At 42.3% G+C, this 15,435-nt stretch carries 15 protein-coding genes and 1 other RNA gene; 3 read left to right on the top strand and 13 right to left on the bottom strand.

Going from position 1 to position 15,435, the window contains the following annotated elements; genetic code table 11:
• Window positions 1-1,218: ribonuclease Y (gene rny / locus ACLOR3_RS09850; RefSeq protein ID WP_412037191.1), on the bottom strand; the 1,218-nt coding region annotated here is incomplete at its 3' end.
• A gap of 270 nt (window positions 1,219-1,488) precedes the next feature.
• On the opposite strand from rny, the gene ACLOR3_RS09845 reads away from it, so the two are divergent.
• Window positions 1,489-1,971 carry an S-ribosylhomocysteine lyase gene (locus ACLOR3_RS09845; RefSeq protein ID WP_048691946.1) on the top strand — a complete coding sequence of 161 codons (483 nt, stop codon included), beginning with the start codon at window positions 1,489-1,491 and terminating at the stop codon, window positions 1,969-1,971.
• Window positions 1,972-2,013: 42 nt separating this feature from the next.
• Here ACLOR3_RS09845 and ACLOR3_RS09840 read toward each other — a convergent pair whose 3' ends face one another.
• The 5 genes from ACLOR3_RS09840 to ACLOR3_RS09820 form a co-directional block, all read right to left on the bottom strand.
• Entirely contained in the window at window positions 2,014-3,453 is a 1,440-nt protein-coding gene (locus ACLOR3_RS09840; RefSeq protein ID WP_129270667.1) for a cell division site-positioning protein MapZ family protein, read from the bottom strand.
• On the bottom strand, window positions 3,450-4,622 hold the full coding sequence (locus tag ACLOR3_RS09835) for a THUMP domain-containing class I SAM-dependent RNA methyltransferase (protein ID WP_350019154.1): 1,173 nt from the start codon (window positions 4,620-4,622) through the stop codon (window positions 3,450-3,452). Before ACLOR3_RS09835 ends, ACLOR3_RS09840 begins: the two co-directional genes overlap by 4 nt.
• A 64-nt stretch (window positions 4,623-4,686) precedes the next feature.
• Window positions 4,687-5,052: RNase P RNA component class B (gene rnpB, locus ACLOR3_RS09830), an RNA gene on the bottom strand.
• 22 nt (window positions 5,053-5,074) lie between these two features.
• Window positions 5,075-5,419: a cell division regulator GpsB gene (gene gpsB / locus ACLOR3_RS09825; protein ID WP_006597079.1), complete on the bottom strand. Its 345-nt coding sequence runs from the start codon at window positions 5,417-5,419 to the stop codon at window positions 5,075-5,077.
• Window positions 5,420-5,488: 69 nt separating this feature from the next.
• Window positions 5,489-6,016, bottom strand: coding sequence for an SLOG family protein (locus tag ACLOR3_RS09820; RefSeq protein ID WP_411400997.1), 528 nt, complete (start codon window positions 6,014-6,016; stop codon window positions 5,489-5,491).
• A 66-nt stretch (window positions 6,017-6,082) separates the two neighbouring features.
• On the opposite strand from ACLOR3_RS09820, the gene recU reads away from it, so the two are divergent.
• The gene (recU, locus tag ACLOR3_RS09815; RefSeq protein WP_154854844.1) at window positions 6,083-6,676 is read left to right on the top strand and encodes a Holliday junction resolvase RecU; all 594 of its coding nucleotides are present in this window, start codon (window positions 6,083-6,085) and stop codon (window positions 6,674-6,676) included.
• On the top strand, window positions 6,677-8,800 hold the full coding sequence (gene pbp1a / locus ACLOR3_RS09810; protein ID WP_411400996.1) for a penicillin-binding protein PBP1A: 2,124 nt from the start codon (window positions 6,677-6,679) through the stop codon (window positions 8,798-8,800).
• Window positions 8,801-8,861: 61 nt separating this feature from the next.
• On the opposite strand, the gene pepC is transcribed toward pbp1a, so the two are convergent.
• From pepC to ACLOR3_RS09775, 7 genes are all read right to left on the bottom strand, one after another.
• Entirely contained in the window at window positions 8,862-10,199 is a 1,338-nt protein-coding gene (gene pepC / locus ACLOR3_RS09805) for an aminopeptidase C (RefSeq protein ID WP_411400995.1), read from the bottom strand.
• Between the two features lie 68 nt (window positions 10,200-10,267).
• Window positions 10,268-10,819 (bottom strand): GNAT family N-acetyltransferase, encoded by a 552-nt coding sequence (locus ACLOR3_RS09800; protein ID WP_154854854.1) that lies wholly within the window; start codon window positions 10,817-10,819, stop codon window positions 10,268-10,270.
• 96 nt (window positions 10,820-10,915) lie between these two features.
• On the bottom strand, window positions 10,916-11,638 hold the full coding sequence (locus ACLOR3_RS09795; RefSeq protein ID WP_411401004.1) for a PoNe immunity protein domain-containing protein: 723 nt from the start codon (window positions 11,636-11,638) through the stop codon (window positions 10,916-10,918).
• Window positions 11,639-11,782: 144 nt separating this feature from the next.
• Complete coding sequence (locus ACLOR3_RS09790) at window positions 11,783-12,385, bottom strand: hypothetical protein (RefSeq protein WP_195348297.1); 603 nt, start codon at window positions 12,383-12,385, stop codon at window positions 11,783-11,785.
• Between the two features lie 316 nt (window positions 12,386-12,701).
• On the bottom strand, window positions 12,702-13,526 hold the full coding sequence (gene nadE / locus ACLOR3_RS09785; protein ID WP_129270655.1) for an NAD(+) synthase: 825 nt from the start codon (window positions 13,524-13,526) through the stop codon (window positions 12,702-12,704).
• Entirely contained in the window at window positions 13,523-14,980 is a 1,458-nt protein-coding gene (locus ACLOR3_RS09780) for a nicotinate phosphoribosyltransferase (RefSeq protein ID WP_411400994.1), read from the bottom strand. The genes nadE and ACLOR3_RS09780 overlap by 4 nt, the downstream gene beginning before the upstream one ends.
• Window positions 14,981-15,182: 202 nt before the next feature.
• Window positions 15,183-15,435, bottom strand: a 253-nt coding sequence (locus tag ACLOR3_RS09775) for an NAD(P)/FAD-dependent oxidoreductase (protein WP_412037190.1), incomplete at its 5' end; no start/stop codon positions are given.

Genomic DNA, 15,435 nt, shown 5'->3' with positions numbered 1-15,435 from the left:
ACGAGCTAATTCAGTACCAATTTCTACGTGGCTACCTTCTACCTCACGGTCGATGGCTTTACCAATATCATGAAGGAAACCAGCTCGACGAGCCAAGGTAGCATTTTCACCAAGCTCACTAGCAATAATACCAGATAACTTAGCAACCTCAATGGAGTGACGCAAGACGTTCTGTCCATAAGAAGTTCTGAATTGCAAGCGTCCCATAATCTTCATCAAATCAGGATGTAGATTTGGTGCGCCAATTTCATAGGCTGCTGCTTCACCATATTCACGAATCCGTTGGTCAATTTCCAAACGGTTCTTCTCTACCAACTCTTCAATCCGAGCTGGATGGATGCGACCATCTTTCAAGAGACTTTCCATGGTCATTCGTGCGATTTCCCGACGAATCGGATCAAATGCAGACAGGGTGACTACTTCTGGAGTGTCATCAATAATCACATCCACACCTGTCAAGCTTTCGAAGGTTCGGATATTTCGACCTTCGCGACCAATAATCCGGCCCTTCATTCCATCATCTGGTAAATGAACCGTTGAGTTGGTCTGTTCTGCCACAAAATCCCCGGCCATCCGTTGCATGGCTTGAACCAGGATATCTTTTGCAACTTTATCTGAACGTTCTTTCACTTCCACTTCTGCTTCTCGAATTCGAGTCGCAATCTCTTTGGAAAGTCGTTCTTCTGTTTGCGTTAAGATAATATCACGTGCTTCCGATTGAGTCAGAGAAGCAATTTTTTCTAATTCTTCTTCTTTCTTCTTTTCTAGCTCATGTAATTGTTCTTCACGCGCATCAATGTGTTTAGTTCTATCTGAAAGACTTTGCTCTTTTTGTTCAAGAGCTTGCTCTTTGCTCGTAAGATTGTCATCTTTGCGATCAAGATTATTCGAACGTTCCGCTAAGCGGGTTTCTAATTGTTTTAATTCTTGACGCTCTGATTTAAACTCAGCATCGACTTCTTCTCGATATTTTCTGGCTTCTTCCTTTGCCTCCAAAAGTGCTTCTTTTTTAAGTGAACTAGACTCGTGCTTAGCTTCTTTCAAAATCAAATCAGCTTCGCGCTCTGCCTGTCCACGTAAATTCGTTGCTTCTTGTTCAGCATTTAAAAGAGTAAGTTCTGCAGCCTCTTTCGATGCTTTCATCTTGACTGAGATCCCTACATATCCAATGACTAAACCAATGATTGCGGCAAAAACAATTGCAATTCCAAATTCCATGTTTTTACCCCTAATCTAATGAATAGTTGAATTAAAAAATTCTTTATTATTTTATCATATTTTTACAAAATTAACAAACAAATTTTCTAGCGAAAACTAATCTATTTCTGCTATTATTCTAATGCTTCTTTCCTTTGATTCTAACGGAAAAACACCCTAAAAACAAGCTTCTGAATCTTATTTCAACGGCTACTTGCCTCTCTCTTCTCTTATGTTTTCATCCACTGACAATTGTGCTATAATCAAGAAAAAAGAAATTGAGGAAGATACATGACGAAAGAAGTTATTGTGGAAAGTTTTGAATTAGACCACACTGCTGTAAAAGCCCCTTACGTCCGCCTAATCGGAGAGGAAACTGGACCAAAAGGAGATGTCATCTCAAACTACGATATCCGCTTGGTTCAACCAAATGAAGACTCTATCCCGACTGCTGGTTTACATACAATTGAGCATCTATTAGCTATGTTGATCCGTAAACGCATTGATGGAATGATCGATTGTTCCCCATTTGGGTGTCGTACTGGCTTCCATATGATTATGTGGGGACAGCACAATCCAAAAACCATTGCACAAGTCATTAAATCCTCCCTAGAGGAAATTGCTGAAGCGACTAGCTGGGAGGACGTCCCAGGAACGACGATTGAATCTTGCGGAAACTATAAAGATCACAGCCTCTTTTCTGCCAAAGAGTGGTGCAAATTGATTCTCGAACAAGGTATTTCTGACGATCCATTCACACGCCATATCGTATAAAAAACAAAAGACTTCTCTTTCAAAGAGAAGTTTTTTTAATTCTTAATAATCCAATGCATCGGAATGGCCTTTTCCGTTTCCGACAAAGTAGCCTGTTTTAGCATTGATACTAAACAAATAAGTTCCATCTGGCTTAAAGAGGTTGTAATAACCATTGCCGTTGATGATATTCACGCGTTCCAAGATGTATTGATCTCCAACGATATGCCCACGTTCCCGAGCAATCTTCAGAACTTTCTCCAAAATACCAGGGTTAAAGGTCCATGCAGGATTGTTTACATCGTCAAGCGCTGCTTGGTTGTATGGCACCCGGCTCAAGTTTCGTTGAAGTGGCACACCAGTACTTTGAAGGCCAAAGCCAGAATAGCCTGGGTTCACTCCGCCTATCGTGTTGCCTTCAGTAGCTGGGGCTGGTGTAGGAGCTGGACTGGTTACCGTTCCTGAAGAAACTGCATTTCCACCTGCAACACTGCCACCACCATCTGTCACGGGTGCTGGAGTCGCAACTTGTTGCGAGCGTCCTTGAGAAGCTGCATCCTTCAATAATTGGTTCAATTGTGTATTAGCTGTTGACGCATCTGAAAAGACAGCATCACTCTTTACCTGCGCCTTGGTATCGATGGCCCCATCCTTAATAACTGGGCTGGTAAACTGAGAGTTTACTGTTTGAATAGCAGAAACCTGCTTCACCAATTCATCGTATTTACTTTTGGCTGCATCGTATTCCTTGGTGTCTTTCAATTTATCTAAACTGGCTTTTAGTTTTTCCAAATTACCAAAAGAATCATTTTTCAACTTCGTCTGCGTGTCATCTGTAAAGAAAGCTACATACTGATCGTTAAAATCCTTCAGCAAAGCCTCTGTATTTGCGCTCGTTGAGGAAGAAGAACTAGAGGACTTCTTGCTAGATGAGCTAGTAGAAGAGACGACTGTCGTTTCCCCTTTAGACTGGTTACGGATCCATTGATAAGACAACCAACTAGCCGTAGCAACTGCTGTCAGAGCTAAAACTGAAAACAAAATTGGTTTGACCCGGCTTTTTTTCGGTTCTTCAGGAATCTCAATTTCTTCATCCACATATGGTTCTGTTGGCTCTGGACCAAACTTAATTTTTGCAGGGCGTTCCCCAGGAATTGGATCTGGAATGCGAGCAGATGCAACCTCTTTTTTAGCTGCTTCTGCTGAACTTACTTCTGTTGCAGGTTCTTCGTTTGGAATTGCCTCCGCTTGTTCCACAGTGGTTGTAGCCTCTGCCTCAGCCAACATTTCCTTTTGCATGACGATGGTATCAAACTTTTGAGCTTCGATTTCCTCACGGTGCTGTTTGATGTATTTATCGAGGACATTGTCTGTTTCTTTGACCCCTGCTTCGATTTCTTCAGCTTTGCGGTTTGCTTGGCCAATCGTCATCTCTTTGGCGTCCTTAAAATCAAGAACGGACTCTGCCTCTTGGCCCAACTGCTGTTTATCTTCTTTTGTCATATGTTTCCTTTCTCACTAGTCGCTTGTCGACGTACCCGTTCCCCAAAGAACTGATACAAGTCAACCTTTAAGGTTCCGTTATATAATTTTCGTTTTTTATCCGCTTGTCGCCCAAATTTCTTTTCAAAATCTTCATCACTGGTCAAGATAAATTTACTCCAAGTCTTCAATGGTGCAAAAACCTCTCCCATTTCAGCGTACAATTTTGTCACTCCTGCATCATCGGATAAACGTTCACCATACGGTGGATTGGAGATGATGACCCCATTGATCTTATCCGAGCGCAAATCTTGAACCCGCATTTGCTTAAAGGTGATATCACTTGCAACACCTGCTTTTTGAGCATTTTCTTTGGCAATCTCAACCATCCGCGCATCGATATCCGTTCCCATGATGTCTAGGACAAGATCACGATTGATCTTTTTAGTGGCTTCTTTGCGCACTTCTTGAATCAGACGATCGTCAACCCAATTCCAATCTTCAAATGAGAAGGTCCGTCTCAAGCCCGGTGCTATCTGACGAGCCATCATCGCAGCCTCGATACAGAAGGTCCCTGATCCACAGGTCGGATCAACCAGGGGCTTATCTGGATACCAATTGGAAAGTTGAAGAATGGCTGCCGCCATATTTTCCTTGATAGGTGCCCCACCCTTTTCAGTCCGATAACCGCGCTTGAACAGGCTACTACCAGTGGTGTCGATTAAAATGGTCGCTTGGTCCTTCAAGATAGAAACTTCAATTTTAAATTCTGCTCCATTTTCGATCAATGGAACGCCTTCCGGACGAGCATAGTGTTGTTGCAACTTTTTAACAACTGCCTTTTTCGAAATCGCTTGTACACTCGGTTCGTTATGCAGTTTGGATTTAACACATTTTGCTTTGGAAATGGGAAAACGTGCTCCTAAAGGGAGATATTGGTCCCAATCCAAGGCAAAAACTCCTTGAAAGAGTTCTTCAAAGGTACGGGCAGGAAAGGATCCTACGACGATCTTGATTCGGTCTGCAGCCCGCAACCAAAGATTGGTTTCGATGATTGCACGAACATCGCCTTTGAAACGGACTCGTCCATTTTCCACTTGGCAATCGTAGCCGAGCTCTCGTAATTCACGCCCAACCACTGCTTCTAATCCAGCAGCAGCTGTCGCAATTAATTCAAATTGTTTTTTCATGTGTTCCTCATTGTTTAAAAAAGGAGGTTGAGATTTCTCTCCCCCTCACCACCTATATGCAATTTTCTATAAGCCATGTTTTGTTCCAGAAATGACTAGGTACCATTTCCTTCGATAATCATCTGTCTACTGTTTCCAGTCAGAATGCTATGTTCGTTTCCATGCATCCCATGCCCCGACCAAAGTTTGGGTTGCTAGCTTGAGGGGTTTACCGCGTTCCACTTTTTAGGTTTCCCTAAAAACTACGTCACTGTGGCACTTTCAGAGCTAGTAGAACTTATCCTAAGACTTAGCCCGTTCGCTCGCCGTAACTTGAAGATCAAGTCCCTAGGCTTATGGATTCACCTAGCACAAACACTACAGGCATCCCAGCCTGTGCTAGCATGGACTTTCCTCATGAGAGAAAGCTCTCACGCGATTATCCAAAAATTGCACGATTCATCTTTTATGTCTTAAAAATCACGATCTACAACTTGTTTCCCGAAGACTTCTTTTTCTAGACGATTTAAGCGTTTCAAAATATCGAAGTTTGTCGTAGTAGTGACCTGAGGAAACTCATGCTTTGGAGCAGACTCAGGAACTGATGGACTCGGAGTTGCTTGGCTCGTTTTCTTCGCTAATTCTTCACGGAGCCGAGCATTTTCTTCTTTCAATTCCTTCACTAAGGCAGCATAGGTTTCATAGTCTTTGATGACATCATCCAAAAACTCATTTACCTCAACTTTACTAAATCCACGAACTTCTTTTTTGAAATCTTGATCAAAAATATCTTTCGCAGTAAAAATAATACTTGCCATCATTCTCTCCGTTCTAGTTAATCATAATCATTATATAAAAAATGAGGAGCAAAAATCAAGGTAAATCACTTATTTTTCGTAAATTTTTTCTGCTACTTCATTTAAGTCATCAAAGTTTAATCTTTTGACCTGATACTGATCCATTTCTAGCATCATTTTGTAAAGATATTTGAGATTTGTTTCGTGTTCTGGATCGTAAAATAAATAAGCGCCATCTGTATTTTCTAACAAAAATGTATTGTATTCTTTAAATTGGCCTGGCTGGCTATAAGAGGGATAGGCATACTTGACAAAATCAACCTGCTTAAAGCGACTAAGGAGTTCTTGATTGGCCTCATTCCAGTTCTCTCCTTGGTTTTCAAACATAAAAATCGTGGCCAACTGTATCTCGTATTCTTTTTTTAATTCCTGGGCAACCTCCAAGGCCCAGGCTTCAAAACCTAGATTACCCGTAAAAATCAGCCACTTGACCCCCTCTTCCAAAAAACGGACTAAATCCCTGCGAATCGCCTCTTTAATAATGGGAAGTCTAGGGTCCTTTGTTGTCAGAATTCCCAATTCAAATGCCTTGTATCCTGTAATCAGTAAACTATTCATTATTTCCCCTCCCTTCTTCATTTTGTGATATAATAGAGTGATGTAATTGTACCAATAAGGAGAATGATGGTCAACTATCCTCACAAACTTAGCAAGAAATCTTCTTCGCCCATCCAGAGGAAGCAAAGTGTGAATTTTGCCAATCGAGGGATGACATTTGAAAAAATGATTAATGAGAGCAATCAGTACTACCTTTCTAGAGGGCTAGCGGTGATTCATAAAAAGCCGACACCCATACAGATTGTAAAGGTGGACTATCCTCATCGCAGTCGGGCAAAGATTGTGGAAGCTTATTTTCGCCAGGCGTCTACCACAGACTATTCTGGTGTTTATAAAGGACACTACATTGATTTTGAAGCAAAAGAGACCCAGCAGAAACAATCCATGCCGATGAAGAACTTTCATCAGCACCAGATTGATCACATGGCTGCGGTCGTCCAACAGGGAGGAATTTGTTTTGTGCTCTTGCATTTTGCAAAGCTCAATGAGACTTATCTACTGCCCGCTCCTTCCTTAATAGACTTTTACAACATCGATCACGGCAGTAAATCTATGCCATTGACCTATATACAGGAAAATGGTTATCGTATCGAGACAGATTGCCTTCCAAGCGTCCCTTATCTCGATATTATCGAACAGAATCTACTAGGCGGTAATTAAATGAACAAACAAACAGTTATCCAGTGGTTAAAATATGCAGCGATTGCGGCTATTTCCTTATTTTTCCTTTTACTTATTCTGGGTGGATTGATATTTGGATACTATGCCTCAAAAGCACCGACTCTTTCTGAGAAAGACCTCATCGCAACGACTTCCAGTAAAATCTATGACAATCAAAACAATCTGATTGCCGACTTGGGTGCTGAGAAACGAATCAACGTAAAAACAAATGAAATCCCAACCGACTTGGTCAATGCGATTGTGGCGATTGAAGACCACCGCTTTTTCAACCACAGAGGGGTCGACTTTATTCGTATTGGAGGAGCCTTCTTCAGTAACCTCCGAGGAGGTCGCCAAGGGGGATCCACTCTTACACAGCAATTGATCAAGCTCACTTACTTCTCTACTTCTTCGTCCGACCAAACCCTATCTCGGAAAATCCAAGAAGCTTGGCTTGCGACACAATTAGAACAAAAAGCCACTAAACAAGAGATTTTGACCTACTACATCAACAAAGTCTACATGTCTAACGGTAACTACGGAATGCAAACAGCTGCTCGTAGCTACTATGCAAAAGAATTGAAGGACCTTTCTCTGCCACAAGTGGCCCTATTAGCCGGAATGCCTCAGGCACCCAACCAATACGACCCTTATACCAATCCGGAAGCTGCACTCCAACGCCGTAATCTGGTTCTTAAAGAAATGTTGGACATGAAGTCCATTACAAACGAACAGTACGAAAGTGCCGTCAATACACCTGTTACAGATGGCTTACAAAGTCTGACAGGCTCAAGCAACTATCCTGCTTATATGGATAACTACCTTAAAGAAGTCATCCAACAAGTCGAAGAAGAGACAGGCTACAATGTCTTGACAACTGGTATGGATGTCTACACCAACGTCGATACCGCAGCTCAAAAACGTCTGTGGGATATTTACAACTCTGACGAATATGTCAATTATCCAGATAATGAGTTGCAAGTTGCTTCTACTATCATCGACGTGACAAACGGAAAAGTCATTGCTCAGTTGGGAGCCCGTCATCAATCATCTAATGTATCCTTCGGTACCAACCAAGCTGTCGAAACAAACCGAGATTGGGGATCTACAATGAAACCTATCTCAGACTATGCTCCCGCGATTGAACATGAAGAATATAGCTCCACTGGAGTAACCATTCCTGATACACCTTACAACTTCCCTGGTACAAATACGCAGATTTATAACTGGGATAGACAATACTATGGCAATATCAGCATGGTCTATGCTCTCCAACAATCCCGTAACGTTACTGCGGTCCGGGCCCTTGAAAAAGTTGGTTTGAAGAAGGCTCAGAAATTCTTGAGCAGCATCGGAATCGATTATCCAGAAATGGTATATGCAAATGCCATCTCAAGTAATACCAGCGACTCTAGCAACAAATACGGGGCTAGCAGTGAGAAAATGGCCGCTGCTTATGCAACCTTCGCAAATGGCGGTACCTATTACAAGCCACAATATGTGAATCGGGTTGTCTTTAGCGATGGTACAACGAAGAACTTCGATACCTCTGGAACACGAGTGATGAAAGAAGCCACAGCTTACATGATGACAGATATGTTGAAATCAGTTATCACAGCTGGTTTAGGATACAATGCAAATATCTCTGGTCTTTATCACGCTGGTAAAACAGGTACCTCTAACTATGCCGACAACGAATTAAAAAAACTAACCAAAGACTACAGTTACTCAAGCATTGTGACACCTGATGAATCGTTTGTGGGTTACACCACGCAATATTCTATGGCTGTTTGGACAGGGTACACCAATCGCTTGACTCCCGTACTGGATGATGGAATCAAAGTCGCAACAGATGTCTACAAACAAATGATGTTGTATTTGTATGAGCAAAACGGATCAGGTAGCACTGATTGGACCCAACCAAGTGGTGTATACCGTAGCGGTTCTTACCTATATCTCAATAATGGTAAGAATAACTACAATAACTACAATTACTATTATGAGCCAAGTGTCGAACCAAGCACTGACGCAACAGAAGATAGTTCAAGTTCTAGTTCATCTAACTCAGAAGAGAATTCTGAACACACAGAATCATCTTCTAAAGAGAATGAGCAAAATCACTAATTAGACCACACTATATTAATAAAACACGATTGTTCTTAACCAATCGTGTTTTTTATGTATCTTATTTAAAAGCCAAGGCACCCATCGGATCCCATGGAGCCAAGACGATTGGCTCTGCCTCATAAGCAGCCAATTCTTTCGCTGTTAACAGTTCCTTGCGGACAACGATTTGGTAGGTGTATTCGTCCATCCAGGCGTCAGAAGCTACAAAGTAGCCATCTGTTCCAACTTTGTCTCCCCAAGAATTTTCAACCTTCCATTTGAGAGGGAGTCCAGCTTCATCCAGATCCACACCAGTCAAGACCATAGCATGGGTCATGAGACTTTCTGCATAATCCAAACGCCCTGCCTTATCTTGAGTCAGCTGGATATCCATTCCCGCTTCAAAGTCATAGACATCTGTTGCCAGGATTCCAGCTTTGCGGTTGCTAACTTGGCCGACATCTGATCCAAACCAAACAGTTTCCCCAGCTTTCATTTGGGCAATGGCCAATTCTTTCAAGCGCTCCATCGGAACATTAAGGTAGCGGACTTCACGGCTACCGACCACATTCCCCAGCATCTCAACTGTGTAGGACTGGCCATAAGGCTTGTCTGCCGTAGGCGCATTAATCACAGAAACGTAATCCTCCAACTGAAGATCTACATATTTTTTGTAAAAGCTTTGAGGTGTCAAGCCAGACTCTGTGTGGAAGTTATTGTCCTTATCGCGATAAGAGAAACTAAATGTACGAGGGGGCAAGCCCAGTGACATAGCTAAGAAATTAAAGATTTCTTGGAGGAGCTCTTCTTTCTTGCTTTGAACCGTCCCTTGATCTGCTCCAGTCGCAAGCAATTCGCGCAGGATCTGCGCATCTTGACGCAACAATTTGTTTAAGTAGGTATTGAGCTCCCGGCTATTGCTAGATGAGATGGATTCTGGATAGACAGACTTGGGTACGACCCCATATTTTTCAAAAAGGGAAACGACCATATCCCATTGACCACCATCTTGTTGAGGGGTTTGAAGGAGGAAGGCCACCTTGCGGCTGGCCAAATCCTGATCCGCTGTCGCAATGATTTGTTCCAAGAACCAGTTGGATTTTTCGTACTTGTCCCAGAAGAAGGTATGAGCTTGAGACAACTCAAAATCCTCTAATTGGAAGCTGGCAATCATTTTATGACGGAAGGTATTCAGAGCCGCAAACATCCAACAACGACCAGAAGCTTTCTGGTCCGTCACCTTATCCTTGGTCAAATCAAGAGAAAAGACGGGTGTATTTTCAACCGCACTTTTGCGTGTCTCTAAAGCCGCATGAATCCCATTGTGGGTGATGGCATTTTCAAGAGCCACAAATTTCACATTTGCTTGGTAATTCGCATAGAGTTGATCTGTAAATTCTTGTGTTAATTCTGACATAAGATTCTCCTTTGTAAAGCTACTTACCATTATAGACCATTGGCTAAAATCTTCAAGTAAAAATTGTTTTAAAGGTCAGAAGAATGGATAGTGTAGATTATTTGATCTCCGACATAGCCTTTTCTGGCAACAGCATTTGGGAGAGTAGCTAGATATTGCATCCCAGCTTTTTCCATAACCCTTCCCGAAGCAGGGTTCAAACTGACATACTTGGCCTGAATTTCCTTGAATCCCACCTCTACCAACAAAAAGTGTAAAACAGTCTGGAGGGCTTCTGTCATCAGACCTTGACCCCAGAAGTTCTTCCCTAGAATATAGCCGACTTCACACAGTTCTTTTTGTGGATTCTGAGAAACGACACTGATATCACCTATCACTTGTGTGGGATCATCTTTCTTGCAAATCGCCCATTTGTATGTGTTTTCCTCTTGGTAATGAAGGAGCCATCTCTCAATTGAAGCTTGAGTCACTTGAGGATTTGTATGGGGATCCCAAGTCACATATTTAAGATTATCTCTATCAGACGCCCAATTTTCAAACATTGCCTTTGCATCCTCTACAACAAAGCGTCTTAATAATAAACGCTTGGTCCCCAATTCAATAGAACCTAATTTCCTCATCCTCTTTCCTCCTTTCCTGTTTTAAAAAAGTCGGCTCAACCGACTTTTCTTTCCTATCAACGCCAGAAGGTATCAAACTTAGAGTTCATCTCACAGCTATTTTTCCGCAACCAAATCATAAGGAAAATATGAAAGTCCTTCTAATTCCTTATAATCCAAGCCCTTAAGCTTGCAGAGAGCCCCCGACTCAAAGGACCAGTAGCCATAATAATTATCAATATTCTCTTTATGCAAGTCATACCAACTAGTATCCCGATGTCCAGGATACCATTTCTTAGTTACATATTCTTTGAGCAACTTGAGAGCTTGATTAGAATTATCTTCTTCAATGATTTTTCTAGTAAACCCATAGGGTCTTGGGAAATTATAGTTTATCCGAATCGTCCACTTTGGATGACGTGATTGAATCAAGTAATCTATCAAATAATCCTCTGGATCATCCTTTTTGACTAAGTCTACTAACCGATCAAAAATCCCCTCCTCAATATCTAACAGAATCCCAATAGAAAGAGCCCGAATCATTTGGAGATAGCCAGAATTGCTCTGCCAAACTGGAAGAAGGCTATTAACAAAATTAATGTATTCCTCCTTAAAATCTTCAATAGGATAACCTGCTGTATAGGTAGCTATCATTTTCTTTTCTTGATAAATAGAAATATCTTCTTTAGTTAGCCTAATAACTTCTTCAATTGGACGTTTATAAGGATTAATTCCTTGGTTAAGTTGGTCTAACTCTTGTAACCATTCCTTAATCATCATTTCATTAAATTTAATGAGTTCATTAATTTTCACTTCAATAAAAATAGTATCTCTTTTCATCATTTTTCCTCTTATGGGCAAATGCCACCTGGTTTACTCTAATAACGAATCATGCATCCCCTTTAAATTGTCACTTCCTCTGGGACAGAATATAGAATCATGGCTTCTGTAGCTATCTTCGCAGACACCTCTTTAATCAAATGGTTATTCTCCGCCTCTTAGCCAATTTTCCTGCTGAGCTTTTTCGGCAAAATCATACGCCTTATCGATATCTAGGCTTGACTCCGTAGAACCTTCATTAGACCCACTATTTTCCTGGTCATCTCGACTACCCTCCTCTTCTTTCTCAAGCCCTGAAGAGGATTCGTATTCTTCAGGCTCTTCTGTTCGATGCTCTAAAACTGATTCAACATCTCTGCTATCTTCGATAAGATTTGATTCCGTATCCATTTTTAAGATAGGATGGTAAAAAAAATGAAATCCAACAACTACAAGAGCCAGAGCTAAAAGGGCGATCATATTCCGTTTCCCAGCTTCTTCCTGAGGAATTTCTACTCCCTTTGTTGGTAAAGTCTTCCACTCAGGGTGTTCAAGCTCCGCCTCTTTTTTCGCATTGTAAACAGGTAAAATAAGAAACTGATTCATCAGAGAAAGAGCACCAATGCCAATCAGTACATAGACCATATAGCGAGAATGGTTGACTACCATCTGGATATAAAACACAGTAGCTATTAAAGCAATCAGTATATTCAGCATAAATCGAATCTTCAATTCTTTTTTTAGTTGAAGATATTTTTCTTTTGACATCCCTTTACCTCATTTCGTCTAAAAGACCGACTTAAAAGTAACTCCAGTCTCATATTTTTATAGGAGCACTCTCTTAGACTCACTCCTTTTATTCCATTCCTAAGCAACAAGAATCATTACTCTTATCATACCGGATTTGTTCCTCGATATCAAACTATTTACTAACTAGCGTTATTCTAATCTTCTCTCATAGCTAGACAATCCCTCTGCTAGCTTTTGAAATAAGAGTAAAGAAAAAAGAGAAGATCCACTCGATCTTCTCTAGGCTTGTTTTTTGACCTATCTGGTCACTTTATCTGTCGACTTTTCTTACCTATCAACGCCAGAAGGTATCAAATACCGTAATCGGTAGATGGCGTTTGTGTTGGCCTTTGTGCCACCAGTTTTCAATGGTTGCTTGAGCTTCCGGGCTAACTGATTTTCCTTCTAGGTAGTCATCAATTTCTGCATAGGTCACCCCAAGAGCTACTTCGTCAGCGATACCTGGCTTCTCCTCTTCCAAATCCGCAATCGGTACCTTTTCATACAAGGCAGGATCAGCTCCCAGCGCCTGAAGCAACTGCTTGCCTTGGCGCTTGTTAAGGCGGTAGAGAGGCAGAATATCGGCTCCACCGTCTCCAAACTTGGTAAAGAATCCAGTGATGTTTTCGGCTGCATGGTCTGTCCCAATGACGGCTCCGCTATAGGCACCCGCTAAAGCATACTGAGCAATCATCCGACTCCGGGCCTTGATATTGCCCTTGTTAAAGTCTGAGACATCCGTTCCTGTCGCTTCGACAGCACGCTCCATGGCATCGACCGATTCCTTGATGTTCACGACCAGGCTGACGTCTGGCTGGATGAAGGCCAAGGCCTTTTGGGCATCTGCTTCATCCGCTTGGACACCGTAGGGCAAGCGAACTGCAACAAACTGATAACTGGCATCTCCAGTCTCTGCCCGCATTTCCTCCATGGCTAATTGAGCCAGGCGACCCGCTAGGGTCGAGTCCTGACCTCCTGAAATTCCTAAGACAAAGGTCTTTAGAAAAGGATGTTTTTGCAAGTAATCCTTCAAAAAATCAATCGACCGGCGAATCTCTTCTTGAGGATCAATGACTGGTTTGACCCCTAATTGGGCAATAATGTCTTCTTGTAGGCTCATTCTTCTTCACCTCCCAAGGCTTTCTGACGCATCTGATCAATGAGGTCCATCTTATCTTGCCATACGTCCTTGGCCAAGTCCACGGGATAATGTTGTGGATTGAGGACACGTTTGTACTCATCCCAGAGCTTGTCAAATTCCTTCCGAGCATAGGCTTGGATATCCATCAAGGTTGGCAATTCGTAGACTTGTTCCCCATTTTTGAAAATATCGACCAAGAGCGGGATGGCATCGAAATCTCGAACCGTCTTCTTGATATAGGTATAGGTCGGATGGAACATCTTAATTTCTGTCAGTTCATTGACATCTACTCCATCGTAAGTGATGTAATCCCCTTCAGATTTGCCTTTTTCCCGACTGGTAATACGCCAAACTTGCTTCTTTCCTGGGGTTGAAACTTTTTCAGCATTGTTAGACAGCTTGATGGTATTTCGCATTTGACCATTTTCGTCTTCGATAGCAACAATCTTATAGACTGCTCCGAGAGCTGGTTGGTCATAGGCTGTGATCAACTTAGTTCCGACACCCCAGACATCAATCTTAGCCTTTTGCATCTTCAAGTTGAGGATGGTGTTCTCATCCAAATCATTTGAAGCATAGATCTTCGCTTCTGTGAAACCAGCTTCATCCAACTGTTGGCGAACCTTTTTCGAGATGTAGGCAATATCTCCAGAGTCAATCCGCACTCCTAGGAAGTTGATACGATCGCCCATCTCACGCGCCACCTGAATCGCAGCTGGAACTCCGATGCGTAACGTATCATAGGTATCCACCAGGAAGACACAGTTGCGATGGGTCTCAGCATAGGCCTTGAAGGCTTTATAATCATCGCCATAGACCTGCACCAAGGCATGGGCATGTGTCCCAAGGACAGGGATGTCAAAGAGTTTTCCTGCACGTACGTTACTGGTTCCGCTAGCGCCTCCAATAACGGCTGCACGGGTTCCCCAAATAGCCGCATCCATTTCGTGCGCTCTACGAGTTCCGAACTCCATCAAAGGTTCGTCTTCGATCACAGCCTTGATCCGAGCGGCTTTTGTGGCAATCAAGGTTTGGAAATTGACAATATTGAGGAGGGCCGTTTCAACCAACTGACACTGGGCAAGCGGTCCTTCTACTTGGACAATCGGCTCATTGGCAAAGACCAGGTCCCCTTCTTTGGCAGAACGAACAGTCAATTCCATTTTAAAATTTTTCAAGTAATCCAGGAAGGCTCCTTCGTAGCCTAAGGATTCTAAGTAGGCAATATCCGACTCTGAAAAACGTAGATTCTTCAAATAGTTGACAATGCGCTCAAGACCTGCAAAGACGGCATAGCCATTTTTAAAAGGTTGCTGGCGGAAATAGGCTTCGAAGACCGCCTTTTTATTGTGGATGCCTTGCTCAAAGTAAACCTGCATCATATTGATTTGATACAAATCAGTATGGAGAGTTAAACTATCATCTGGGTACATGTTTGATCCCTCTTCTTTTTTCTTACGTCATGGCACCAGTCACGCTCTGTCAACTGGCACAGTCCAAAATAATTTTAAACACATTATAGCACATTTTAAGCAGGACCACATGACTTTAATCCGGGCTAAGCCTCATTTTTCATCGTAAAAAAGAAGGGCTATCCGTCTCTTTCCATCAGACGAACATCCCTTCCTTTCTTTCTTATTCTTCGTGTTCAGTAATATATTTATAAGCTTCTTGACCGGCGACAGCGCCATCCCCAACAGCTGTAGTGACCTGACGAAGATCTTTTTGGCGGACATCTCCAACCGCAAAGACACCCGGCACGGAGGTCTTCATATGATCATCAGTGATCACCCAACCTTGATCGTCTAGAATACCGAGGTCTTTGGCAAAGTCACTGACAGGATCCAAGCCCACATAGATAAAGACACCACCAGCTGCTTGCTCGCGA

The sequence above is a fragment of the Streptococcus intestinihominis genome, from assembly GCF_046824975.1.
GTDB lineage: Bacteria > Bacillota > Bacilli > Lactobacillales > Streptococcaceae > Streptococcus.
Note: the sequence above shows the minus strand (reverse complement) of the source record. Positions and strands in the feature narration are given on the sequence as shown.

Coding starts and splice junctions, on each gene's coding strand:
- ACLOR3_RS09845 (WP_048691946.1), top strand. CDS start 1,489: ATGACGAAAGAAGTTATTGTGGAAAGTTTTGAATTAGACCACACTGCT.
- ACLOR3_RS09840 (WP_129270667.1), bottom strand. CDS start 3,453: ATGACAAAAGAAGATAAACAGCAGTTGGGCCAAGAGGCAGAGTCCGTT.
- ACLOR3_RS09835 (WP_350019154.1), bottom strand. CDS start 4,622: ATGAAAAAACAATTTGAATTAATTGCGACAGCTGCTGCTGGATTAGAA.
- gpsB (WP_006597079.1), bottom strand. CDS start 5,419: ATGGCAAGTATTATTTTTACTGCGAAAGATATTTTTGATCAAGATTTC.
- ACLOR3_RS09820 (WP_411400997.1), bottom strand. CDS start 6,016: ATGAATAGTTTACTGATTACAGGATACAAGGCATTTGAATTGGGAATT.
- recU (WP_154854844.1), top strand. CDS start 6,083: ATGGTCAACTATCCTCACAAACTTAGCAAGAAATCTTCTTCGCCCATC.
- pbp1a (WP_411400996.1), top strand. CDS start 6,677: ATGAACAAACAAACAGTTATCCAGTGGTTAAAATATGCAGCGATTGCG.
- pepC (WP_411400995.1), bottom strand. CDS start 10,199: ATGTCAGAATTAACACAAGAATTTACAGATCAACTCTATGCGAATTAC.
- ACLOR3_RS09800 (WP_154854854.1), bottom strand. CDS start 10,819: ATGAGGAAATTAGGTTCTATTGAATTGGGGACCAAGCGTTTATTATTA.
- ACLOR3_RS09795 (WP_411401004.1), bottom strand. CDS start 11,638: ATGAAAAGAGATACTATTTTTATTGAAGTGAAAATTAATGAACTCATT.
- ACLOR3_RS09790 (WP_195348297.1), bottom strand. CDS start 12,385: ATGTCAAAAGAAAAATATCTTCAACTAAAAAAAGAATTGAAGATTCGA.
- nadE (WP_129270655.1), bottom strand. CDS start 13,526: ATGAGCCTACAAGAAGACATTATTGCCCAATTAGGGGTCAAACCAGTC.
- ACLOR3_RS09780 (WP_411400994.1), bottom strand. CDS start 14,980: ATGTACCCAGATGATAGTTTAACTCTCCATACTGATTTGTATCAAATC.